Annotated in this window: 22 protein-coding genes; 11 read left to right on the forward strand and 11 right to left on the reverse strand. The window is 62.3% G+C overall.

Features of this window, described 5'->3' with window-relative positions:
• The first annotated feature begins 54 nt into the window (after window positions 1-54).
• From TSACC_RS21655 to TSACC_RS04785, 3 genes are all read left to right on the forward strand, one after another.
• Entirely contained in the window at window positions 55-306 is a 252-nt protein-coding gene (locus tag TSACC_RS21655) for a hypothetical protein (RefSeq protein ID WP_153811271.1), read from the forward strand.
• A 300-nt stretch (window positions 307-606) separates the two neighbouring features.
• A complete protein-coding gene (locus tag TSACC_RS04780; RefSeq protein ID WP_075078248.1) occupies window positions 607-1,161 on the forward strand; it encodes a hypothetical protein in 555 nt (184 codons plus the stop codon).
• A gap of 36 nt (window positions 1,162-1,197) precedes the next feature.
• Window positions 1,198-1,590 (forward strand): hypothetical protein, encoded by a 393-nt coding sequence (locus TSACC_RS04785; RefSeq protein ID WP_075078249.1) that lies wholly within the window; start codon window positions 1,198-1,200, stop codon window positions 1,588-1,590.
• Window positions 1,591-1,734: 144 nt separating this feature from the next.
• On the opposite strand, the gene TSACC_RS04790 is transcribed toward TSACC_RS04785, so the two are convergent.
• From TSACC_RS04790 to TSACC_RS04820, 7 genes are all read right to left on the reverse strand, one after another.
• Window positions 1,735-2,337, reverse strand: a complete 603-nt coding sequence (locus TSACC_RS04790) for a hypothetical protein (protein WP_075078250.1) — start codon at window positions 2,335-2,337, stop codon at window positions 1,735-1,737.
• A gap of 86 nt (window positions 2,338-2,423) precedes the next feature.
• The gene (locus tag TSACC_RS04795) at window positions 2,424-3,344 is read right to left on the reverse strand and encodes a hypothetical protein (RefSeq protein ID WP_075078251.1); all 921 of its coding nucleotides are present in this window, start codon (window positions 3,342-3,344) and stop codon (window positions 2,424-2,426) included.
• Window positions 3,345-3,351: 7 nt separating this feature from the next.
• A complete protein-coding gene (locus TSACC_RS04800; RefSeq protein ID WP_075078252.1) occupies window positions 3,352-4,110 on the reverse strand; it encodes a hypothetical protein in 759 nt (252 codons plus the stop codon).
• Window positions 4,111-4,119: 9 nt separating this feature from the next.
• On the reverse strand, window positions 4,120-4,554 hold the full coding sequence (locus tag TSACC_RS04805) for a hypothetical protein (protein ID WP_075078253.1): 435 nt from the start codon (window positions 4,552-4,554) through the stop codon (window positions 4,120-4,122).
• Between the two features lie 458 nt (window positions 4,555-5,012).
• The gene (locus TSACC_RS04810; RefSeq protein WP_075078254.1) at window positions 5,013-5,645 is read right to left on the reverse strand and encodes a hypothetical protein; all 633 of its coding nucleotides are present in this window, start codon (window positions 5,643-5,645) and stop codon (window positions 5,013-5,015) included.
• Between the two features lie 25 nt (window positions 5,646-5,670).
• The gene (locus tag TSACC_RS04815) at window positions 5,671-5,946 is read right to left on the reverse strand and encodes a hypothetical protein (RefSeq protein ID WP_075078255.1); all 276 of its coding nucleotides are present in this window, start codon (window positions 5,944-5,946) and stop codon (window positions 5,671-5,673) included.
• 3 nt (window positions 5,947-5,949) lie between these two features.
• On the reverse strand, window positions 5,950-6,537 hold the full coding sequence (locus tag TSACC_RS04820; protein ID WP_169809537.1) for a choice-of-anchor R domain-containing protein: 588 nt from the start codon (window positions 6,535-6,537) through the stop codon (window positions 5,950-5,952).
• A 377-nt stretch (window positions 6,538-6,914) separates the two neighbouring features.
• On the opposite strand from TSACC_RS04820, the gene TSACC_RS04825 reads away from it, so the two are divergent.
• Window positions 6,915-7,226: a hypothetical protein gene (locus TSACC_RS04825; protein ID WP_153811273.1), complete on the forward strand. Its 312-nt coding sequence runs from the start codon at window positions 6,915-6,917 to the stop codon at window positions 7,224-7,226.
• 70 nt (window positions 7,227-7,296) lie between these two features.
• Here TSACC_RS04825 and TSACC_RS04830 read toward each other — a convergent pair whose 3' ends face one another.
• Together TSACC_RS04830 and TSACC_RS04835 are read right to left on the reverse strand one after the other, a co-directional pair.
• Window positions 7,297-9,054 carry an SNIPE associated domain-containing protein gene (locus TSACC_RS04830; RefSeq protein ID WP_075078258.1) on the reverse strand — a complete coding sequence of 586 codons (1,758 nt, stop codon included), beginning with the start codon at window positions 9,052-9,054 and terminating at the stop codon, window positions 7,297-7,299.
• Window positions 9,051-10,106 (reverse strand): hypothetical protein, encoded by a 1,056-nt coding sequence (locus TSACC_RS04835; protein WP_075078259.1) that lies wholly within the window; start codon window positions 10,104-10,106, stop codon window positions 9,051-9,053. The genes TSACC_RS04830 and TSACC_RS04835 overlap by 4 nt, the downstream gene beginning before the upstream one ends.
• A 207-nt stretch (window positions 10,107-10,313) precedes the next feature.
• Here TSACC_RS04835 and TSACC_RS21445 point away from each other — a divergent pair, with 207 nt between their 5' ends.
• From TSACC_RS21445 to TSACC_RS04850, 3 genes are all read left to right on the forward strand, one after another.
• Window positions 10,314-12,200 carry an ICP22 family protein gene (locus tag TSACC_RS21445; RefSeq protein ID WP_153811274.1) on the forward strand — a complete coding sequence of 629 codons (1,887 nt, stop codon included), beginning with the start codon at window positions 10,314-10,316 and terminating at the stop codon, window positions 12,198-12,200.
• A 372-nt stretch (window positions 12,201-12,572) separates the two neighbouring features.
• Window positions 12,573-12,848 carry a helix-turn-helix domain-containing protein gene (locus TSACC_RS04845; protein ID WP_202815909.1) on the forward strand — a complete coding sequence of 92 codons (276 nt, stop codon included), beginning with the start codon at window positions 12,573-12,575 and terminating at the stop codon, window positions 12,846-12,848.
• Window positions 12,849-14,147, forward strand: coding sequence for a type II toxin-antitoxin system HipA family toxin (locus TSACC_RS04850; protein WP_075078261.1), 1,299 nt, complete (start codon window positions 12,849-12,851; stop codon window positions 14,145-14,147).
• A gap of 60 nt (window positions 14,148-14,207) precedes the next feature.
• Here TSACC_RS04850 and TSACC_RS04855 read toward each other — a convergent pair whose 3' ends face one another.
• Window positions 14,208-14,639: a DUF6714 family protein gene (locus tag TSACC_RS04855; protein WP_075078262.1), complete on the reverse strand. Its 432-nt coding sequence runs from the start codon at window positions 14,637-14,639 to the stop codon at window positions 14,208-14,210.
• A 353-nt stretch (window positions 14,640-14,992) separates the two neighbouring features.
• Here TSACC_RS04855 and TSACC_RS04860 point away from each other — a divergent pair, with 353 nt between their 5' ends.
• Window positions 14,993-16,423 carry a hypothetical protein gene (locus TSACC_RS04860; protein ID WP_075078263.1) on the forward strand — a complete coding sequence of 477 codons (1,431 nt, stop codon included), beginning with the start codon at window positions 14,993-14,995 and terminating at the stop codon, window positions 16,421-16,423.
• A 27-nt stretch (window positions 16,424-16,450) separates the two neighbouring features.
• Window positions 16,451-17,620: a hypothetical protein gene (locus TSACC_RS21660; RefSeq protein WP_075078264.1), complete on the forward strand. Its 1,170-nt coding sequence runs from the start codon at window positions 16,451-16,453 to the stop codon at window positions 17,618-17,620.
• Between the two features lie 449 nt (window positions 17,621-18,069).
• On the opposite strand, the gene TSACC_RS04870 is transcribed toward TSACC_RS21660, so the two are convergent.
• Window positions 18,070-18,882, reverse strand: coding sequence for a phage tail protein (locus tag TSACC_RS04870; RefSeq protein ID WP_084400197.1), 813 nt, complete (start codon window positions 18,880-18,882; stop codon window positions 18,070-18,072).
• A gap of 245 nt (window positions 18,883-19,127) precedes the next feature.
• Here TSACC_RS04870 and TSACC_RS04875 point away from each other — a divergent pair, with 245 nt between their 5' ends.
• Complete coding sequence (locus tag TSACC_RS04875; protein WP_153811275.1) at window positions 19,128-19,823, forward strand: PEP-CTERM sorting domain-containing protein; 696 nt, start codon at window positions 19,128-19,130, stop codon at window positions 19,821-19,823.
• A 388-nt stretch (window positions 19,824-20,211) separates the two neighbouring features.
• Window positions 20,212-21,462: a cation:proton antiporter domain-containing protein gene (locus TSACC_RS04880; protein WP_075078267.1), complete on the forward strand. Its 1,251-nt coding sequence runs from the start codon at window positions 20,212-20,214 to the stop codon at window positions 21,460-21,462.
• The last annotated feature ends 383 nt before the right edge of the window (window positions 21,463-21,845 follow it).

Here is a 21,845-nt window from a genome sequence, read left to right on the forward strand (position 1 = left end):
GTATTAGCTATAACCTACCCGCCCGTTGTCAATCGACCCGCCGCAAGCGACCGGTTGCCCCCGCGGAAAAGTGCCGTCTCGTGGCGCGGGCAGGCCATCCGGCAGCGCCTCACCGGAGGAGAACCCTCCCGGCGAGCTCATCGCGAGCGCATGGCTGGGGGCAGGGAGGAGTGGGAAATGCCCGTCTACCCCTACCCGAAGAAAACCGCCTGGGACGCGGCCACATCGAGCTACCATGCGGTGGACGGCCCGCGCGGCGGCGTGGAGCCGGTCGCGGAGAAGTTCCGCCCGGCGGCGACGGAATAGGGCGCGGCGACCTCCCGGCAGCCGGGTGGCGGGAGGTTTGTCGTGAGTCTGCCCGGAGCAGCGGGCGTGACTGCTGAGAGCCTGTCTGAAAAGGATGATGGGTGAATGGCAGGGATAATGGGCGGACGCCACAGCGCGGCGACCTGGTGTATCAGCGGCGATCCGTGAGGGAGCCGGAACGCAGCCGAACGCCGGTTTCCCGCCGCAAGCCGTGGATCGGTAATTTTAGACAGGTCCTAAGCTAAATGGCTCTCTTGACAGGCCCCGTGGCGAGAGGTGTAGGCTTTGCATCCTCTCGTTATGAAAGCCCTCCTCGCTTTGCTTAGTCTACTCGCACCGCTCACTCTCCTTGCGAAGGAGGAGATTCAGGTCAAAGGGGCGGAGTGGGACAGCCTCGCGATCCCGCTGAAGATCATGCCGATCTATGTGGAGATCGAGAATGCCACGCCGGTGCGAAGCGTGGAGATCGAGATGGAGGTCTATGTGAAAGGCGAGCTGAAGCGCACCATTGCCCCCGGGAAACTGGGCAAGGAACGCGACCTCCCAACGGCCTTGGTGAAGGCTGCGATTTATTTCCGACCCGCAGAGGGCGGCAAGGTCGACGGGACGGTGGTCATGACGTGGCATGGCATGCGCATGGTGGCTCCCTTTACCTCGACGGAAGAGGAGATGCCGGTGGGCGGCGGACAGGCCTCCGGGGCGTTTTCCACGAAGCTGGCGGTCCCGGGTCGCTCGCCGATCTTCAAGGCGATGTTCGGCGGGAGGGGCGGCTTCGTCGGGGCCGATGACCCGCAGGAGGTGATCCGGCTCAACCCGCAGAGTACCGTCATCATCGGCTACCTGAAGACGGAGTAGGCAGGTCGCTCCTTTCCCGCAGTCGAGTTGCTGGCGATGTTTTCCCCGTTCTTCCCACCCTCGTTCTGGATGCAGGCGCTGTGGGGGCCGGTGTTTCTGGTCGTGTGGTGGCTGGGACGCCGCAGGCCGGGCGCGTGGCCTGTGAATCTCGCGCTGCTGCTCGTCGCCGCAGCTCCCAGCGCAATCGCTGGCGGATGGTTCCTTTGGTTCTGCGTGACGATGGGCCGCGCCGGATACACCGGCCTCGTAGACCCGCACAGGATCGAACATCTTCACGAGCACTCGATCCTCGGGGCGTTTTTTGTCTCGGGCCTGATAGCCTTTCTCTTCGTGTTTCGTGGCATCGCTCTCCTGGCGGAAAGGCTGCTGCTGAGACGCAAGGGGGCCGCCGACACTGCGGGGAACAAGAGGAGCTCTCGTGGCGCATAATCGCGATATGCGACATAAAATGAGGCAAATGGCGGTTTATGTGCCACGGAACGGGTGGTTTTGGCACATAAACCCGTCGGACGATTTTCAGCAACGGCGGGGCCAGCCTCGAAAGATTCCACGGAGTTTCCGAGGGAATTCTGATCAATACATTTCGCCGGGCGAGCCGCCGAGAGTCCAGAGGTAGGCGAATGCCGCGCTGAGCAGCCCCTCGGCGTAGCTGCGCTCCGGCCCGAGCTTTTTCCAGCCCGGCGCGGTGGCGGCGAATTTTGCGGCGACGAAGGGGTTGATGCGGGTGACCTTACGGTATTGACCGTCCCGGACGCCCTCGAGCGTCCAGGTGGAGCCGTCGAGGCCGGGTTCCCGCCAGTCGGCGGCGGGGGCTTTCCAGAATTCGCTCCCGTCGATGAGGGTGCGGAAGGAGGCGACCGCCTGCGGGCTGGCCTTGATGGTGCTGTCCTCGGCGAGGCGCGTGTAGCTCACGGTGCCTTCCTTTTCGTTGACCTTCCGGTCGGTGCGGCGGATGCGCAGCGTGCCGTCGTCGCCGCAGGAAAGCTCGATGACGACGACGGGGTCGAACGACCGCTCGACCGTGAGGCGGTAGTATTGCGCGGCGGGCTTTTGCCGCGCAGCCTCGGCGAGGTCGTCGAGCTGGAGGAGACTTTGCCAGGATGGCTCCCCGGCCTGCGTTTGTCCCGGGAAGCCGAGGGAGATAATGAGCAGGGCAAGCAACGTGGCGCGAATCATGGCTCGGAGGGGATGCGCGGAATACTACCCGCCCGTGGTATTGCGGCAATGCGATTTGCGGCAGGACGGCGGTTCTCCTCTGTGCATCACTTGGGCAGGAGGGAGTCGCCGAGGTCGCTGTCCTTGGGGTTGACGGCGTTGCCGTGGGCGTCGACGAGGGAGGCGAGCTGGAGGCCGTCGTTTTCCAGGCGGAAGCAGGCGGTGATAAAGCCGCCCCGGTCGAAGGACATCTGGATTTCCGAGGGTTTGGCGGGTTCCCGTCCGTCGGTGGCCAGGGCGGAGCGGAAGAAGCAGTTCATCCCCGTGCAAAAGACCCCTGCGAGGGCGAGCGTGCCGTCCTCGCGAAAGGCATAGTACGACGCGCTGCTGGCGGCTGGTACGGAATACAGCGGGCGCACGAGGAGGACGAGGAAATACATCTTGCCATCGGCGGCGATGACATCGCAGGCCAGCCCGAGGTTGACATTGTCGAGGCCGACAGCGACGCCGGGGGCAACGGCGCATTGCAGGGTTTTCCAGGCGAGGTCGGGCTGGGACGGCTTGCTGAGCAGGGCGGCGAGGTCTTTGCGCCAGTCGCCCTTGGGGGAGGAGGTAATATCAGACCGGATGGCGGCGAGGAGTTCACGGGCAGATCGCGGGTCGGTATCGTGCCATGGGTGGTCGAGCGTGATGGTGCCCGTGGCGGGATCAAATGCCCACGTCATGGAGATCTGGTAGCAGAGCATGTTGAGAAACTCCTGGATGGAAATTCCCTGCACCACGCCATTCCTGCTCACCTCTCCGAGTCCGCCATAGATATTGAGCTTGGCCATGAAATCGGCCACATCCTTGGGGCTTTGCACGGTGAAGCCCGTTTTGTTCTCGATCTCGGTGATGACATTGGCAAATGAGCGGATGGCGTAAACACTATCCACCTCCCGATCGAGCGGATCAGCCGCGCGGAGCGGGATGCTGGCGAGGAGGAGCAGGGAAAACAGGGCGAGCAAGTGGACGAGGCGGCGGGGCATGGCGGGATTATTGCGGTTCCTTCACCTCATTGCCGCTTTCGTCAAAGTGGCGGACGGTGCTTTGCTGGCTGGCGAAGTGGGAGGTTTCGGTGATCGTGCGCAGTTTGCCGGTGGTGGGCCAGTAGGTGTAGAGGGTTTCGGCGGCGGGGCGTTGGGGGAGGGTGAGCCAGGTGCGAAGCGGCGGACGGAGGAGGCGATTGGCGAGGCTCATCGTCCAGAGGTCCGACATGTGACGGGTGTAAAGCTCACAATCCATTTGGGGATCGTCCTGCGATGTCCACGAGGTCCTGCGCGAAAGGCGGTCGGCACTGTCGTATTCGTAACACCAGCGCACCACGCCGATCTCGCTGGAAAAAAGCACCTGCCTCGGGCCGATGGCCACGACGTACTCGACCACCTCGGGAGTAACACGATAGACGCCTGTCATCGACGGCAAGCCGGAGAACTCTGTCTGCCCGTGATCGACGATAAAGTACTCGCGGTCGGAGATGGTGACGACCTCGACATATCCGGTGACGGGCATGGGGCCGTCGATAAGCATGAGCTGGTCGATGTAGGCCGCGAAGTCGGGGCGGGTGGTCTTGTAGTCCGGGTCCGGGGCGATCTTGTTCAGGCGTCCGATGGGCGCGTGGTAATAGGTCCTCGTGGCGTCGGGATTCTTGAGCTGCGGGTAGGTGGAAAGCAAGGTCGGCGGTGGACTGGGAATGCCATCCGAGAGATCGACCAGCGAGAAAAGAACGAGGAGCGGGAGGAGCAGGAAATGCATGGCGGCAGGCTATTTCGATTCGTTCGCTTTCGCCTGAGGGCGGATGCCGAGGGCGTAGCGCTCGTCCTTGCAGACCTCCAGCAGGGTGCCGGTGTAGACGACCTCCTTCTTCACCACGGGCGAGGCGGCGTCGGCCTGGAACGAGACGGCGTAGTGATCGCCTGCGGCGTCGCTGCCGATGAAATCGAGCTCGGCGGTGGGAAACGGCGGATCGTAGCTCATGTACTGGCCGAAGAAAATCGGCCATGACTTTTTGGAGAAAAAGCTCGGCGTGGGCCGGGCGAACGCTTCCTGGCCGTTCGAGAGATGCTTGAGGAAAAACTCGGTGACGGGATGCACGGGGAATTGTCCGGGGAACTTCAGCGGGACTTTATCGGTGTCGGGCATCCAGAAGTCCGGCAGGCCCGCTGCGAGGAGGGCGCAGAGGAGCAGGAAGGTCTTCATCGTGTGTGCGGCATGAGTTGGTTAACCCCGAGCGATGGAGCGGGAATTCTGGCGCGCGGGGCGGGGGGTGTAAAAGGGATTCCCCGGCATGCGACGGATTCGGAGTTGCGCCTCCCACCGGGGACGCCTGGGCCGGGGCGGCGAGGGCGTAACCGTGCGCGGCCAGCGAGGCTTTCACCGCGCGGGGCTGGAAGGTCCAAAAGACGACCCAGGGCGGGCACAGCGGGGTCGGCGTGGAGGAAACGCAGGCCGGACGAAGAGAGGCTGCGAAATGCCTCCACCGCGACGCCCTCGCGGCTGAATACGTAATGAATTCCCGGCCCGCGCAGGGTTAACTCGTGCGGCCCGATCTCCACGTGGCAAAGGGCCAGGTGAAGTTGACCGCGAGGAGAGGCCGCGCCCGTGGCGGAGGCCGCCGTGGAATTTCTCGATGCGCTTTGGCGCCGCACCGGGCGGTTTTACTGCTTCAGCTCTTCATCGCACGTCTTCCAGAATGCGTGCCTCTCCTCCTCGGAGCCGAACGTCTTGAACAATACGACCACCGCGAGATCGGCGGCTTTGATCGAGGCCTCGATGCTTTCGCCATGCGGCGGTTTCTTGAGCGAATAGGCCGCGCCCATCACGGACATGCCGTGAAGCTGCGGCGGGTTCGGGCCGCGAAACGCATCGGAGTACCACGTATTGAGGGCCGCCAGCTCGGGCATCTCGCTGAAAGATGGCTCGAACCCCGTGGCGCCCACCTTGGCCTGGAAGAGATAACCCACCTTCCCATCGCGCGGACCCCAGAGAAACTCGATCTGCGCAGTGGCCGGGGCATAGCCCGCCTGGGTATTGCCGAGAGCGATGGGCGTCTGGCCAAAGTTCAGGGAGAGCGGCGTGTCGCCGATGCGCTTCCAAAATTTGCCATCCTTGTAGACGAGCACCGTGGCAAATCCCGACACCGCCGGGGGCGCGATCGGCACGGACGACCCGACGCTTTGAATCCCGAGGAAGCTGCGCAACGCGGTGTCCCGCACGGCGGCATTTACCTGCGCCCGCAGGGGTACGGCGGCGAAACACACAAGCGAGGCGGCAACGAGGAGGGATTTCATAAGGCTAAGATTCTGTCAGAATAAGCTACAGCAGGTCGAGCATCCTCATGCCGGGAAACAGGCGAAGCATGTTCACGACGATGGTCTGCAAGGTCGACAGCGCGAGCACGATCAGGAGCACCTTGAACCAACGCGGCCCACGCCGGAAGGCAAACGCAAAACAGCCCAGCGCCCCCGCCAGCGCGCTCGTGAACCTGATAAGCAGCATCTCATAACGCGGCGCACTGACCGAAGCCAGCAGCGCGCCGATGAAAAGGAGGAGGAAGCCGACAGCGGCGGGGCCGCTCGCCGGGGGGAGCATGTGTTAAACCCGCGCCGGTCGCCTCGCGAAGCGACGCGCGAAGACCGCCGCTGCCGCGAGCGCCAACATCGCGATGGTGGCGGGTTCGGGCACCGCGCTGGCCTGAATGCTCAGCATCGGGGTGCTGGAGTCGATCTCCGCCCATCCGTAGTGTTCCATCTTGTAACCAGGAGAGAGCGACCATGGCCCCTCGTAGGCAGTGCTGGTGGTGGCCCACCAATAGAAGGTCGAAGAGGGAACAGTGACGTCCGCGACCACCCAGTAGGAGGAGTTGGCCGCGAGCTGGATCGACGAAGACGTGTAGACGTGAGGGCCGGGTAACCTCGGAGCGTCCTCGCCCGAGAGAGTCCCCACCAGGCTGCCGGGAATCCCCGCCCCATCATCGTAAATCGAAAGGCGGAATCCGCCCGTGGTGGAGCCGAATCCCATAAGGATCGTGACGGAATCCAGCCGAAACGCAGACTCCGAGCTATCGGTGGTAAAGCGGGTGGCAATCGTTATGCCCTGAGCCATGGAAATCTGCAGGGACGTGTCCTCATTCGTGTTGCTCACCATCGCGGCGGAAAAGCCATTGGCGATGGGGGAAAACACAGCAAATGCTCCCGCCAGAATGCACAAAGCGGCTCTCACGCGACGCGGAGGGTGACCTGGCAAGCCAGCCGGGGCTCCCACGTAGTCTCTTCCCAAGCGTTTCTTGAGTGGATTCATCGCGCGAAAGCTATTGGTCAGTTCGTAAGGTTTCAATCCCTAAGAACTGCTCGGAAAATCGCCAGCCTGCGGTGGGAAAATGGTGGCGATGATGCGCCGGGCGGGGTGCTTTTGTCCAGGGGAGTGGCATTTCCATTCCCTTTGACAAGGGCTTCGCGTCGGGGGCCTCGTCCATGTGCCGGAGTCGAGGGCGGGTGCCGTTTTCTTTCGCCTGTGAGGGTGGTCAAGGAGGCCGCCGATGTGTTACGATGCGGCTCGCCATGATCACGAGGTCTGCTGTTATCGGACTGATAGCGTTGCTTTTTACGCTATTAACGATTCCCGCGCAGTTGGGGGTGTTTGCGCACCATGAGACGGGCTGGTATGTGTCCATCGGCTTTGCCGTTGCTGCGGGCGTGCTCTGGAATGTGGCGCTGGGCTGCCTCTCGGTGGAGCGGGGTTACTCCTTCTGGTGGGGGCTGCTGCTGCTCTTCCCGCCGTTCCTCCTGGTGTACCCCTTGCTGTTTCCCAAGCGAATGCCTTGCGGCGACTATCGGCGAGCCTCGGGAATCCCGACCGCTTACCGGGACTGAGGAAGGCAATCGTTATTCGCTAAGGGAGATAAGCGGCTGTCGGAGAGCCTTCCTCCCTGTGGCGTCGAGTTTACTCGTCGCTCGCATCGCCCTCTGGCGTGGCGAGTAGGGTGCCGGTGTCGTAGTAGTGTTTCCGCTGTTCGGGAGACATGCGCGCGATGGCGACGCTTTCGCGGTATTCGCGGGCCTCGGCGGAGAGGGTGAAGGTTGCCTCGAGCGCTTCGGACACTACGAGATCTCGGATGCGCTCGAGCGGGATGCGGAAGAACTCTTTGCGGAAATTTACCTTGTTGATGCGGAAGTCCTCAAAGGAGGTGTGGAGCATTCTCTCAAGCGCTGGGGCGTCGTCGCTGCGGATCATCGCATGGACGTCGAACTCGAACGGAACGGAGGCATCGCCTAGCTCCTTCACGCGGTCGAGAGGTTCGAGGCGTCGTGTCATGCCGATCTTGAAGACATCTTCGCCGAACGAGCCGACGTTGGAGATGATGTAGACATTGCCGGAGCGGGTTTGCTGCGCCATGGAGAGGGCGCGCAGGTTTTTCTCCTCGGCTGCGACGAGGCGCTGGTTCAACTCCGCCAGCTCGGCCTCGAGTTTGGCGCGTTCCTGTTCGCTGGCGGCGGCGACTTCCGAGCGGGCCTTTTCCATGGCGCGGCGAATGGCTTCTTCTTCCCGTGCGGCCTCCTGGATGGCGCGCTCGTATTCGCGGCGGGCCTTTTCCTCCTCGCGGATTTGCTCCTGGATGCGGCGCTGCTCCTCGCGCTCCTGCCTTTTGAGCTCCAGCACAACGACGGCCCAGCGAAGCTCGGCCAGCCGGGCGTTGGTGTAGGAGGGGAAAATCCGGGCATTGCGGAAGGCCTGCCCGTTCAGGTTGACGAGACTGGCGGCGTCGCGGATTTCCTGCTCGAGGGTGCCGTAGTTATCATGCTTGCTCCGGGAGAGAATCGCGTCGACCCGGCCATTAAAGGCATCGATCACAAACCGGATGGCGGTCTCGCGGCGGTTCGGGTCCGCGTAGTCGCAGGCAGCAGCCTCCCCTGCGAGCACCATGCGTCTTGATTGCTCGCGGGCGGCCCTCAGAGCCTCCCCGGCGGCGGTATGTCCGAAGTCCGCAGCGAGGTCGTCCAGCAGGCTGTGGGTCGGGACGACATAGCGGTCGCCGTAGCCCTCGATAGTATTGTGAATCGCGGTGACGGCAGAGTCGAGGAGCTGCTTGTCGCGCAGGGACTGGTAGGCCTCGCCGCCGATCTGCTCGGCACGCCTCTCGGCTTCCGCCACGATCACCCCGGCGTCGCGGGTGGCCTGGGTCAGGAGGGCATCGGCTTGTGCTTGTATTTCCCGGGCGCGAGCCTGGGCGGCGGCCCGCTCCTGGATGCCTCCCTCTCTGGCGCGTTGCAGCAGGGCCTCAGCCTCCTGGCGGAGCGCATCGGCCTCGGAGAGTGCGGCGGAGAGTTGTGCCGCGGTGTCGGCCTCGGCGTCGCGGAGTGTCGCGTACCCACGCAGGGATTCCAACTCGGCAAAAGCTTGGGCGGCCTCCAGTCTCGCAGCCTCGATGGCCTGGCGGGTCTCGCTTTCATAATGCTGGCGGACGCGTTCGGCTTCGCCGTCCAACTCGGCGACCTTTTGCTCGTACGCGGCCATGGCCTGGGCGGTGGCATTTTCATAGGCGATGCGAATGGCATCCACCTCGATGCGCGACCGGGTGTCGTGGGCATCGCTCTCGGCCTTCAGCTCGACGAGGCGTTTCTTCAACCGACTGTTGAGGAAGGCGAAGACCCCGATGGTGAGGGTAAGCGCGAGGAAGAGGAGGGTGAGAAAGATGGTCATGCCGGGGAGACGTTTGGTTCAGAAATACGGATCTTGGATGAGGCGGTCTTTATCAGTTCCCTCTGCTCCTGGGCGCGGGCTACGAGGAGCAACAGGCCGGATCGCGCCGAAATGGAGCCGAGGGAAAAATCTTCAGGAGTGAACGGCTGGATACGGGTGAAAGCACCGGAGCGACGTGAGGCGGTCGCGTCGCCTCTTGCTTCAAAAAGGGAGATGGAATCGGAGGGATCGAGATGGTCGAACTGCAAGGTGTTGAAGGTCGGCTGGTCAAACCGTACGGAGAGGACGGGGATCTCAGCCATGTTGCCGCTGGCCGGATCGGTATCATTCACCACGGTTGTGACGAGCACGTGCTCCACCGGCAGCAGCGCGAATATCTCGCGCGCGACCCGCAGGGCGGAACCGCAGACGTAGTCCTGATAGATTTCATGGAAACGGCCCTGCGGCATCTTTCTGGTCGACAGTTTGGCCGAGGCGTTCAGCGACTTTATCTCGCTGGGTATGATGTTGAGACCGTTGACGGTCAGTGTGCACTCCACAAAGGTCGGAGTGTGAATGACAAAGCGCATGGCTGAGCCGAGCTGGGCGATCTCCGCAAATGGCGCGAAGTCATTGATCGCCTGCGAGTATGCGCCGACATTCTGCTGGAGGATGCTCTGGGCGAGGGTGTGCCAGTAGTGCCATTGCGCGTGCTCGTCGAGGTAGTTTTTTTGAGCGGTCTCCAGGGAGGCAAAATCCGCCTCGGCTCCGGCGGCGGCCTGGTCTGAACTTCCGAGCGCTGCGGGTTTCTTGAAAATAGCCTCCAGTTCATGCCGAGCCAGCTTTGAGGGAGGAGCGGGCGGGAGGATGCAAAAGAGGCCCATCCAGTCGATGGGGTCGCGGCATTCCTTGTGAATGGAGAGCAGGACGTCGAGGTCGTTTTCGTAAGCCTGTACCTCCAGACGGGCCTGCTCCTGCTCGGTGAGCTTGATCAGGGCTTTCCTCTGCCGCTCGATCTCGCGCCGGGCTTTGACGGCCTCGCGCTCCTGACGTCGCGCGGCTTGCTCGACCATTCTTTGTGCTGTTTGCCAGCTTGCCATGAGAAAGGTGAAGTTTCCAAAATGGGGGCTATGCTTGTCTAGTGCAATAAGCATGCGTTTTTTGGCTTTTGGCAAAAGATCAAGTGGCCGGGCACGGACGAAGATGCGCGGGCAGCCTCTCCCTTACCCAAAAAATCCAGAGTGGACACTGAGGGTGTATACACTTTAAGGTGTGGGGATATGGCTTGGATCGAATCACATCAGGAGATGGCGCGGCATCCGAAGACGCGGCGGGTGGCGTTGCGGCTGGGGATTTCGAAGGCGGCGGTGATCGGGCATTTGCATCTGCTGTGGTGGTGGACGTTGGATTTCGCGCCGGATGGGGATTTGTCGGGGTTCGATGCGGAGGAGCTGGCGGCCGTGGCGGAGTGGGAGGGGGATGCGGAGCAGTTCTTGCAGGCCTTGCTGGATACCGGGTGGCTGGATGAGGGGCGGCGGGTGCATAACTGGGGGGATTACGCGGGGCGGCTGGTGAACCTGCGCGATGGCATTCGCGAGCGGCAGCGGCGTTTTCGGGAGAAGAAGCGCGATGTTCCCCCGTCGCGCGGCGACGAGGTCGCGGGTGTGGCGCCATCGCAGGGCGCGAATATCGCGGCGATGTCTCAGGCGGGTCATCGTGATGTCACGGAGATGTCGCAGGCATGTAACGGGGGTGTAACGGTTACGTCACCGTTACGTAACGCCGATGTAACGGTTATGTCACCGTTACGTAACGCGACACAGAACAGTACAGAACAGAACCAGACCGAACAGAACCGGACCCAACCCAACCGCGAGAGAGTTGTGCGTGGGCGCGCTGGCGGGCCTGCGGAGCGGAGCGCCGGGGTGCCCTCGCTCTCTCGCTCTCGCGAAGTGGTTTCGGAAGGGAAACAATCTGCGCCTGTCGGCGGGGAACGCCAGGGCAGGGGCGGCGATGTCTTGCCTCGGGATGGGAAGCCTGCACCCTCTGGCGGGGAAGCTCGGCCGGGAGCGGATTCCGGTTTCGCGGAAAGCGCTGCCTCGGTCGAGGGCGGGAGGTTTTCGACGGAGGCGGAGAGGTCGCCGGGCGGAGCAGGTAATGCCTTACCTCCTGACTCGGAGGCTGGACGGGAAAGGCGGGGGCCGGAGCGCGTCGACGAGCGAGGTGCGCCTCGCGGTGAGGAACCGCCTTTGCGCGAAAGTCACGCGCTTCTGCGGGATGGCGGGGAGTCTCGATGTGACGAAGGGCCACTCGGGGCGGATGTGGTATCGTCGCAGCCGGACGTGGATTCGTTACCGGAGGGTTCGTTCGCTGTCGGCGGGCTTTCGCTGGAGGAAGAATCGCAGCGCGTCGAGGGAGAGGCCTCGCGTGACGGTGCGCAGGCGCCGCGTGAAAACGGGCGAGCATTGCGCGGAGTCGGTTCTGTGCCACTGGCTGGGGAGCCGCTGAGTGCGGCTCGGAACCTGCCGTCTTTCGCTTCGGATGGGGCGGACGCTGACGGACGATTTTCAACAGAAGGGGCGGGCATGTTGTCTGCTGGAGTGGATGCTTCGTTTGATCCCGAGAGACTTTCGGCGGAAATGCGAGAGTCGGTGCTCGTTGGCGCTGCGTCGCTGGAGGGCGGTGGAGAGGATGCTGGCGGAGAAAGTGTCGCGCGGGGACCGCTGGACTACGGACTGCCTCGCGTGGCCAACGGTGGGAATGCGCCGCCGATGGGGGAGGAGGCGCGGGAGGCGTTGCGGCAGGATGTGGCGTTCCGGGAAGCGTGGCGGGGGTGGCGGCTGCATCTGGCGGATCTGGGGCGGCCGCTGATGTCGCGCGGCCAGGAGCGGGCGCTCTTGCGGGAGTGCGCGCGGCGGGGTCCCGAGCGGGCGGTGGAGGTGATCTCCTACAGCATCACGAAGGGGGCGAAGAATCTCATCTGGGACGACGCGCCGCGGGCGAGGCGGGCGCAGCAGCCGGCGGCGGCGAAGGGGCGGGTGCCGAATCCCGAGGGCTGGCCGGAGTGGCTGGCCGAGGAGTACCCGGACCGCGCGGGCATTGACTACGCCGACGCGCCGGAGTCCGTGCAAGGGGAGTTTCGCCGGGCTTTGCAGAAGACAGGTTGAACAGAAGGGAGCGAAGAAAGCGAAGGAGGACGGAAAGGCATTTTTACAGAAGGTCGCAAAGGACACAAAGAAGAAGGCAGAAGGAATAAACAGAAGGGAGCGGAGGAAACGAAGGGGAAAAGACAGAAGGCTTTTTACAGGAGGTCGCAAAGGATGAGGCAGGGTTGAACAGAAGGTCGCGAAAAGGAGCAAGTGCTGCTGGTTTTCCGTGGTTCAGTTTTCAGACTTTGCGCGACGAGCGGAGCGGCGTGATTGTTCTGGCGGGGGTTTTTGTGTATTCATAAGGCACTGAAAACGAGTTAAATACGGTGTTCGTATAATGTTTTCCATATAAATTAAATTTATATTGTTTTCCATATATTTTAAGTTTATATGGTTTTTAATATATTTTGTGAAATGGGAGACCTGGCTAGAAACACCAAACAGATAGGGGCGGTCATTCGGCGAGCGCGTAAGAAGTTGGGAATTACTCAAAAGGAGTTGGGTGAGAAAGTCGGGATCTGGCAGGTGACCGTATCGCTGATAGAAAATGGAGAATCTGGAGCGCGTATTGATACCTTGCTATCGATCCTGGCAGCGCTGGATCTTGAGTTTCAAATTGTGCCTCGGTCTCGCGACCTGCATGCAGATATCGAAAGGAACTTTTAAGTGGCACGCAAACACACTCATTTGCCGCTGCGAGTGTTGCTCAATAATGCTGAGCTTGGGTTTCTCGTAAAGAAACCTGGCGGCGCCATCGAGTTTCGTTACACGGAAGGTTGGTTGCGGCGGAAAGATGCGATTCCCATCTCGCTATCGATGCCATTGCAAGAAGAGCCCTTTCGGGGAGACGCGGTTTCTGCGGTCTTTGAAAATCTGCTGCCGGATTCCGAGCCGCTCCGGCGGAGGGTCGCGGAGCGTGTGGGTGCGCGGGGCACGGATGCCTGCAGCCTGCTGTCGAAAATCGGGCGGGATTGCGTGGGAGCGCTGCAATTTGTTTCCGAGGAGGTGGCAGTCGATACGGATACGACGCGCATCGAGGGCGAGCCGGTGACGGCCCGGGAGATCGAGGCGATGCTGCAGAATCTCGCGGAGGCTCCGCTAGGGATGGATCGGGACCGGGACTTTCGCATTTCCGTGGCAGGGGCGCAGGAAAAGACGGCGCTGCTCTTTCATGAGGGCCGGTGGTGGAGGCCGCGGGGGACCACACCGACGACGCACATCCTGAAAAAGGCGATGGGAAAGCTGCGAAATGGCATCGACCTTTCGCGGAGCATTGAAAACGAGTTTTACTGCCTGCGGGTGCTGGCGGCCTACGGGCTGCCGGTGAATGAGGCGAAGATGCAGACCTTTGGGAAGACGCGGGCGCTGGTGGTGACGCGGTTTGACCGGCGCTGGACGTCGGACGGGCGTCTGCTCCGGCTGCCGCAGGAGGATATGTGCCAGGCGCTCTCCGTCCCTCCGACGCTCAAGTACCAGAGCGAAGGCGGGCCGGGCATGGTGGACATCCTCAAGCTCCTGAAGGCGAGCAATACGCCGGAGCAGGACATACGGCTCTTTCTCAAGGCGCAGGTGCTTTTCTGGCTGCTGGGGGCGACGGATGGACATGCGAAGAACTTCAGCATTTTCCTCGGAGCCGGTGGGCAGTTTCAGCTCACGCCTTTCTACGACGTGCTCTCGGCGCAGCCTGCGCGCGACGCCGGGCAGATTTTGAAAAAGGAGATGAAGCTCGCGATGGCGGTCGGTCGTCAACACTATGCGATGGGCTACATCGAGGGGCGGCATTTTGTGCAGACGGCGGAAAAGGCGGGCGTGCCCGCTTCGCTGGCTCGCGATGTGCTGGACGACGTGGCCGCGAGAGCGGGGCAGGCGGGTGAAGCGGTGGCGGGCGATCTGCCGCGAGGGTTCCCTGGCGACATTCACGAGTCCGTGCAGCGCGGCATACGGGACCGGCTCGGGAAGATTTAGGAGAGACGGCGAGTTTTCAGACGGGGCGCGATGATTTCGCGGATGCGGCCTTTAAGCATTTCATTGGCGTATCTCCGATCGGGCCCTTTCCCAGTACAAAACCGCAGACCGATAGTCTTCTTCGCACATCTTGATGAACTCGTAATCAGCCACCGCACTCAGCCACTCCGAAATGACCGATCTCTGTTCTTTTGTGAATGACTGAAAGGTCCGGTCTGCCAGCTTCTGACGAAATCTTCGCTCTTCCGGATTCGCTTCATCCAATTTCAGGCCATCCAGGAAATAAATCACGAAGTCGTCGTCACGGGAGCCTCCCGACTGAGACACAGTGAGAATATCAACGAGCAAGGCAGGAAGAATCTTCTTCACCGAGGCGTCATCCAGACGGGAAATAGCATGTCGTAATTCTCCGCAGTCTTCTTCGTCGATATGCTTCTCTCGACCAGGAAAGGCCAGGTCGATTCGTTTTTCCAACGTGGCGATGTCACTCATGGCGCTGCGGCATTTGCTGGTATTGTCTGACAGAGCGGGGGCCGAAAGTGATGAAAAAGGAGCCAGTATGCGTGTGTGTTTTCATTTCAACGAACTACTCAAGTCGCCTGTTTTCCTCGCCATACGTTTCTCCTGCCATCTGTTATTTCCTCGGTCAACTCATCCATGAGAGATCTGGCGCGCTGAATCCTGTTTTCTCGCCCGGGGTGGGGACGTGGGCGGCCCTTCCTTTGCGCAAAGTCTGAAAACGGAACCACGGAAACCTCGCCGTCCCCCGCTCCCTTTGCCGTGGGAGGGCGGTGGGATTTCTCGACTTCCGGGCGGGGATGGCTTAGAAATCGCGCTCTGTTTATATGAAAGCCTTATTCCCCTGGGCGCTGGTGGCGGCGCTGGCTGTTTCTGCTGTCCCGGTCGCGCGGGCGGCTGATGAAAAGACGACCGATGCGGCGGCGACCGAGACGACGGACGATCTGGTGTCGCAGCTCGACGCGGCCGTGAGAGCTGCGGTGAAGGAGCAGCAAAAGGACGCGGGCACGGGTGCCGCGGCGGATCGTTCGCGCGAGATGCAATACTACGTCACGCAGGCCGCTGCGACGGTGCGGCGGGCGTTGAGCTCGGGCGGCGGGGTGAGCAATTTGCAGGATGCGCTCAACCAGGTGCAGGCGGTGGCGCCCTCGGAGAATGTGCAAAAGCTCTGCGCGAAAATCCTCGCCACGGCGCAGGCGCAGGCGGAGGCGCGGGACAAGGCCGTGATCGACCAGACGACGGCGCAGGTCGACGCGGCGATGAAGACGACCTTTGCGGCAAAGACGCCGAAGGATCTCGACGATGCCATCATCCAGCTGAGCAACCTGAGCCTCGGGCGGAACTACAACTCCTCCGAGGCCGTGCAGCGCAAGGTCGAGCAGGCCCGCGCGGCGGTGACATTCATGTGCCGGTGGCAGGATTACCTCGCAAACAAGAACAACGAGAACATCGACGCCGCGCGCACGGTATTGCAAAAGCTCGCGCAGGATACCTCGTCGTACCCCTTTGTGCCGCGCTCGGAGATCCTCCAGCGGATCGATGAGCTGGGCGTGGACAAGTCGCGCGTCGGCGATCCCCTCCCGAGCCTGCAGGGCAAAAAGCTCGCCGATCTCGACGCGCTCTACCGCCAGACGGCGGAGCTGAAGGACAAGAACATGTCCAACCCGCAGATCGAGGGGCGGCTGCGCGCGCTGCGCCAGGTCATCGACGCCAAGCAGCAGGCGGAGGCCGGGCTGTATGGGCAGGCCTTCTCGTATTGCACGAATCGCTACGCGGGGCAGGAGGGGCAGGATGTGCTGCCGCTCACGCTCGAGCTGCTGATGACATTCCTGCCAAAATACCTCGAGATCGAGGCGGCGTACCCGGCCAAGGCGGACGACACCCCGGTGGTCTATCTCCAGCGGGTGAATGACGCATCGCGTGCCAAGGGGGACTGGAAGACGACGGCCCGTGTGCTCGAGGCCTACCGGCAGGTGGCCTTTGCCAACGGCCAGACGCCAAACTGGATCACCGGCGATTCCCAGGCCATCACGGCCTTCATCCAGGGGCAGAACTACGAGTCGGCGGGCATGTACCGCGAGGCCATCCAGGCCTACAAGCGGGTGATCTCGCAGACGGGCGACAACATTCCGATCGAGCAGACGAAGGCCCGCCTGGAGGCGATCCGCAAGGAGCACCCCCAGGATGCCGAGGCGGCGGAAAAGGCTCCGGAGGTGAGGCCATACCCGGTCTCCGTGCCGTACCCGGTGGGTCGCTAACGAGGGAGGCGAGTGCGCTCTTCCCGCATGTTTCGGAGTGTCTTCCCTGGCGCGGCCTGGCTGCTCGTGGCGGCATCGGCCTGGGCTGCCGATGGCGCGGCGCCCGACAACGCCCGCGCCATGCTGCTGGCCGGCGTCGGGCGGGCCTGCCTCGCGGCAAAGACCCCCGCCGATCTCGAGACGCTGGCGGTGAAGCTCGACCGGCTGCCCGCCTCGGGGGACCCGGCCTCGATGGAGCGCCAGCGCGGCGCGGTCCTCCTCGTCTCAAAATGGCGCGACTATCTCACGGCGGTCCGCGCGGAGGATAACGACGCGGCGGTGAAGGCGCTGGACGGCCTCATCGAGAGCACGGAGTGGGTTTCGCTCATGCCGCGCTCGCCCGTGCTCGAGCGTTACGCCGAGGCGACGAAAGTGCGCTGGGTGAATTATTCGCTGAAGTCGCTCGAGGACGTCGATACGGCCATCCGGAGGCTGAGGGATTTTGATGCAAAGTACGGCCTGTGGAGGGACGGCCGCGCGGCGTTAAAGGAATTTGAGAGGTTGCAGGAAATACGGCGGCAGGTCGGCCAGGTGCCCGCCGCGACGGTGGAGGCGGCGTGCCGTCCGCGGGCGGACGAGGACCCGGAGGTGTCGACGTACAAGATGCTGCTCCTGCCGCTCGTCGTCGCGAGCTACCTCGATCTGCCGGAGGATTTTCGCCTCCCGCCGCAGAAGGGCGAGATGACCTTTGACTACCTGCAACGCATCCTCGAGCTGGCGGAGAAGAAGGGCGAGCTGGTGGTGTATTGGCGCGTCCTGGCCTATCGCGCTGGGCTGCTGGGGGACTGTCCGGCCTGGACGACATCGCGGCTCACGGCGCTGGACAAGACGCTCTCGGGATTGAAGAAGGAGGGCGAGTCGCAGACGGGCGCGGCCCTGGGCGATTACCTCGAGGCGCTGACAAAGGCGGGCATCCCGCCGCAGGTGATCGTGTGCGGGGAGCATGCCCGGCAGATCATCGAGACCAACCCGGAGGTCGTGCAGCAGCTCGCGGCCACGCGGCAGCAGGAGATGGTGCGGGCGAGGCTGGGCATGGGCAACCGCCCGGGAATGCCCCAGGACATGCCGGGCTTTCCCGGCGCGCCTGCTGCGACCCCGGGCATCGGAACCCCGAGGTATCCCGGCGAGCGGGACTATGATCTCTGGAGGAGGTATTAGGGAAAGACCGCGCGTTGTCAGGCGGGCGGGCGAAGGGCTGGGCGGGCCGATTTTGTGGACGCTTCCTGCACCGGGAGGCGGTGAAAGGTTTGGCCAGATGGCTGCGAGGGAGACGCCGGGGGCAGCGCGTGGAATGCCGATGGTCAATGGGTGACGCCTCTGCCGTTCTTGGCTGATCCCGACATGGGAATGACCGGCCATGGCTTCCTCCATGGCGTCGCAGATTCACGCGGCGATCTTGTCCGGAGCATTCATCGGCGCTGTTCATTCGCTCCAGAGCGCTCCAATGGGGTCGACAGCGATTACCCCGAGGGCGGCGAGAGGGGCCGCCGATGGCGTGGGAGCAGGAGATACATGCAATGCTCCTGCTCCACGGGGCGCTTATGTCTGGCAGCCGGCGGGGCGGCCTGTTCCTCGATTCACCTCGCAGGGTGAATGTCGAAATCTGCCTAGGGCATCATGGAATCATCCTCTCGACGGGGAGGGTAGTCTCCTCCTTCGACGCAGATAATGAATCCCAGGGTCAGATAGGGGGGGAGCATCTTGAAGGTCGAGGTCACATCCACCGCCGCCTTCGCATTGGGTATTCCTTCTTTGCTTACGGTAACGGTGCCGCTTTTGATTCCTCCGCCCGTACCTCCGGAGACACCGGCGAGCGTGGCCGGGGGATTGGCGGTCGGCTTGGCGCCGTAGACCTTGGGATTTCCACTTCCCGAGGCTACCGCCAGATAATTGCCGCCCGGGCTTGCCGAGGAGTTGGCCGCATTGTTAACCACGACTTGAACCGGGTCCGAAGGGGCGTTTTCCCAGGTAAACTCCGCCTTGTGGGTATGTTCGGGGAGCGGGACGTCGAAGGTGACATGATTAACGACGCTCTGCGTCTCTTGACTGACCCTTGTGCCCATTAAATAGCGCGTGCCGCTCGAACCTGTCCCGGACCCGATCGGAAAGACCCCGCGCAGATCGGGCAGGGCAAAGTCCTTTCGGCCATCGCCTCCATACGTGTTTTCGATGATGCTGAAAAGCGCCTGATGTTCCTGAACTTTCAACAGTCTTCCGTCGCAGGGGAGCCAGTTTTCAGGGACAAATCGCACTGGCCATATTTTGATCTCACCGAGATAAGGCATATCTTTAGGTCTTTCTGCTGGTTGTTTGTTATTAACGAAAACCCTGCGGGGGCTTCTAGGAAATGCAATAAGCCATGTCAACCGGGAATCCGCTAATACAGCAGGCGACTCCATGAATCCGGAGGAAAACTCCATGAATCCGGCGCGGTGCGATGTCTAAGTCTCCGCCTTGCGGCGCTGGAGCATCCGGGAAGTCGCGGCGGCCTTAGGTTGGAGTGCTGCTCGATAGAGTGATGCGGGCGGGTGTCGGTAAAACCAATCGCCGGATGCGCCCGCGCATGCCTGGTGAAGATCGCAAAGTGGCGAATATTCTGAATCTGGGAATCCTGAGGAAAATATAAGCAAAGAATTCCTGAAACTTCTTGTTTTCGAAAAAAATCATGCTTAGCGTGCGCGGCATGAATCGTCTCTGCATGATCGGACTTGCGGTGCTCGTGATGTCCGTCGCGTCGGCCCGCTCAGCCGTGCTTTTCACCATCAACGCAGTTTCCGATGTCGCGCAGCTGGGCTACACGTCCGGGCAGTCGCTGACGTTTCAGTTCCTGGTCAGCGAGGATTATTCCAGCGCGGAATCTTACTTCAGCAGTACGGCGAATAATTGGGTGGACGAGGTTGCTTCCGCTCATTCGCTTTTCACATCCATCACGAGCCCCGGCCTCGCGGGGACCTACGTGGCGACTCTGGACCCTTATGCCTGGGTGGCAAATGATGATACCGGGTTCCTGAATCTCTACGTCGATACCGAGGTGCCGAGTGCTTCGATCGGCGTCACGACTCCCGATGATACGGCGATCAAGAAGATCGATATCGGAATTGACCAGGCCGCGTCCTGGACGTTTCCCAATGCGGCAGTCACTCCCGGCACGTACTTTGCCCTTTTTCAGGGCAGCCTCAATATCGGTGCCAATACCTACTTCTCCATGTACTCGGTCGGGGGCGACTCCTATGATTTCCGGGTGACGTCTGCCAGCGTCGGAGTGGTTCCCGAGCCGTCGGCCTGGGCGCTGTTCGGCTTCGGTGTGCTCGGTTTGATGGGGTGGCGTTCCCTCCGCCGCAGGTCCCTCATATCGAGGTAGGAACTCGACTCGCCGCCAGCGCGGAGAGAGACCCCTGGGCTTCCGGCGCTGACTTCCTTGCGGCCCAGTCTTTGCCGCGTCCATGCAGTCGCGCGCGCGAGGGCAACGGTGGGGCGGGAGCGGAGTGATGCGGTGCGGATCATTGCGACCTCCTGTAAAGATGCCTTCAGCCTTTCCGTGTCCGTTCCTCCGGCGTGGGGGGGAGTTCACGGCGGGCCGTCCTTTGCGCGAAGTCTGAAAGCGGAACCGCGGAAAACTCCCCTTTGTTCGTGAGATGCGGCTTGACGCGGGCGGGGGGATGGAGGCTTGTGGGCGGGGTGCGGGAGTGGTCCGTGCAGGCCTGGAGTATTCCCGTGGAATCCTTATCACCAGATTTCCTTAACCTTCCATGACTCCCGAGCTTTTGTTGCAACTGCTGCTGGCTATTAGCGTCATCCTGGGGCTGGCGCGGATCGTAGGGGCGCTCTTTGTGCGGTGCGGGCAGCCGGCGGTGGTGGGGGAAATGGTGGCGGGTATCCTGCTCGGGCCGTCCTTCCTTGGCTGGGTGGCCCCGCAGGTGGCGGCGGGGGTGATTCCCGCGGCGGTGAAGCCGTTTCTCTATGTGCTGGCCGAGATCGGACTGATCTACTTCATGTTCCTCGTCGGGCTGGATGTGAATCTCAAGGTGCTGCGCGGGAAGATGTCGCGGGCGCTGGGGATTTCGCTCTCGGGCGTGGTCGTGCCGTTTTTGCTTAGCTTTGCGTTGTGCCTGGTGGTGATGCCGTTCAATGCCGAGCGCGGGGTGAGCTATGTTTCGCTGGCGGTCTTCATCGGAGCGGCGCTGTCGGTCACGGCGTTTCCCGTGCTGGCGCGGATGCTGTCGGACCTCGGGATCGCGCGGACGCGGCTGGGGAGCATGGCGATCGCGTGTGCGTCGGTGGATGACATTTGCGCGTGGTCGCTGCTGGCGGTGGCGATCGCGGTGGTGAAGCTGCATAATATTGACTCCGCCATCCCGACCTTTGTGGGCATCGTGCTCTTTGCGGCGGCGATGCTAACGATCGGGCGCTGGCTGGCGGGGTGGCTGATGCGGAGATTCGCAGGCTCGTCGGGCAGCGTGACGCCGGGGGTCTTCACGGCGGTGTTTGTGACCGTGCTGCTCTCGGCTTATGCGACGCAGCGCATCGGCATCGACGTGATCTTTGGCGGGTTCCTGGTGGGCGTGATCGTGCCGCGCGACAACGAGGCGGTGACGGCGAGCCTGCGCGAGAAGACGCACGACTTTGTCTCGCTCTTCCTGCTCCCGATTTTCTTCGCCTACAGCGGGCTGAATACGAATATCGGCCTGCTCGGGAGTTGGCAGGCGGCGGGTGTGTGCGTGCTGGTGATCCTGGTGGCGACGCTGGGCAAGTACGGCGGCGTCCTCGTGGCGGCGCGGACTCTGGGCGGCATGCCGCCGCGCGAGGCCTCGGCGCTGGGCTGGCTGATGAATACGCGCGGCCTCACGGAGCTGGTGATCCTCAACGTGGGCCTGCAACTCGGCGTGATCTCCCCGGCGGTCTTCACGATGTTTGTCCTCATGGCGCTGGCCACGACCTTCTTCAGCCCGATCATCCTCGAGCGCGTCTACCCGACCCGGCTGATCCGGGCGGAGGACTAAGACAGATTTTTACAGAAGGTCGCAAAGGACACAAAGGGGAAGGCCGCCAAGGCAGGGTTGAACAGAAGGAAGCAAAGGAAGCAAAGGAAGCTAAGGAAGCTAAGGAAGCTAAGGAAGCTAAGGAAGCTAAGGAAGCTAAGGAAGCTAAGGAAGCTAAGGAAGCTAAGGAAGCTAAGGAAGCTAAGGAAGCTAAGGAAGCTAAGGGCTGGCTGGCGCGAGATGAAAGCGTAGAGCGGTGGATGGCTTGGCGGAGGGCTGCCGTGATTTCGTGATCCTGACGCTATAGCGGGAACTGGGTGATCTTTCACTGTGCCCGAGTCCGTGAGAGAGGCGAAGCGTCCGAACCTAAGGTCACGATGAGGACGAGCAGTGGGGCATTTATC

This window comes from Terrimicrobium sacchariphilum, from assembly GCF_001613545.1.
Classification (GTDB): domain Bacteria; phylum Verrucomicrobiota; class Verrucomicrobiia; order Chthoniobacterales; family Terrimicrobiaceae; genus Terrimicrobium; species Terrimicrobium sacchariphilum.

Coding starts and splice junctions, on each gene's coding strand:
- TSACC_RS21660 (WP_075078264.1), top strand. CDS start 16,451: ATGTTTCGGAGTGTCTTCCCTGGCGCGGCCTGGCTGCTCGTGGCGGCA.
- TSACC_RS04825 (WP_153811273.1), top strand. CDS start 6,915: ATGATCACGAGGTCTGCTGTTATCGGACTGATAGCGTTGCTTTTTACG.
- TSACC_RS04860 (WP_075078263.1), top strand. CDS start 14,993: ATGAAAGCCTTATTCCCCTGGGCGCTGGTGGCGGCGCTGGCTGTTTCT.
- TSACC_RS04795 (WP_075078251.1), bottom strand. CDS start 3,344: ATGCCCCGCCGCCTCGTCCACTTGCTCGCCCTGTTTTCCCTGCTCCTC.
- TSACC_RS21445 (WP_153811274.1), top strand. CDS start 10,314: ATGGCTTGGATCGAATCACATCAGGAGATGGCGCGGCATCCGAAGACG.
- TSACC_RS04785 (WP_075078249.1), top strand. CDS start 1,198: ATGTTTTCCCCGTTCTTCCCACCCTCGTTCTGGATGCAGGCGCTGTGG.
- TSACC_RS04870 (WP_084400197.1), bottom strand. CDS start 18,882: ATGGAGTTTTCCTCCGGATTCATGGAGTCGCCTGCTGTATTAGCGGAT.
- TSACC_RS04875 (WP_153811275.1), top strand. CDS start 19,128: ATGCTTAGCGTGCGCGGCATGAATCGTCTCTGCATGATCGGACTTGCG.
- TSACC_RS04880 (WP_075078267.1), top strand. CDS start 20,212: ATGACTCCCGAGCTTTTGTTGCAACTGCTGCTGGCTATTAGCGTCATC.
- TSACC_RS04790 (WP_075078250.1), bottom strand. CDS start 2,337: ATGATTCGCGCCACGTTGCTTGCCCTGCTCATTATCTCCCTCGGCTTC.
- TSACC_RS04805 (WP_075078253.1), bottom strand. CDS start 4,554: ATGAAGACCTTCCTGCTCCTCTGCGCCCTCCTCGCAGCGGGCCTGCCG.
- TSACC_RS04830 (WP_075078258.1), bottom strand. CDS start 9,054: ATGACCATCTTTCTCACCCTCCTCTTCCTCGCGCTTACCCTCACCATC.
- TSACC_RS04845 (WP_202815909.1), top strand. CDS start 12,573: ATGGTTTTTAATATATTTTGTGAAATGGGAGACCTGGCTAGAAACACC.
- TSACC_RS04815 (WP_075078255.1), bottom strand. CDS start 5,946: ATGCTCCCCCCGGCGAGCGGCCCCGCCGCTGTCGGCTTCCTCCTCCTT.
- TSACC_RS04800 (WP_075078252.1), bottom strand. CDS start 4,110: ATGCATTTCCTGCTCCTCCCGCTCCTCGTTCTTTTCTCGCTGGTCGAT.
- TSACC_RS04810 (WP_075078254.1), bottom strand. CDS start 5,645: ATGAAATCCCTCCTCGTTGCCGCCTCGCTTGTGTGTTTCGCCGCCGTA.
- TSACC_RS04780 (WP_075078248.1), top strand. CDS start 607: ATGAAAGCCCTCCTCGCTTTGCTTAGTCTACTCGCACCGCTCACTCTC.
- TSACC_RS04855 (WP_075078262.1), bottom strand. CDS start 14,639: ATGAGTGACATCGCCACGTTGGAAAAACGAATCGACCTGGCCTTTCCT.
- TSACC_RS04835 (WP_075078259.1), bottom strand. CDS start 10,106: ATGGTCGAGCAAGCCGCGCGACGTCAGGAGCGCGAGGCCGTCAAAGCC.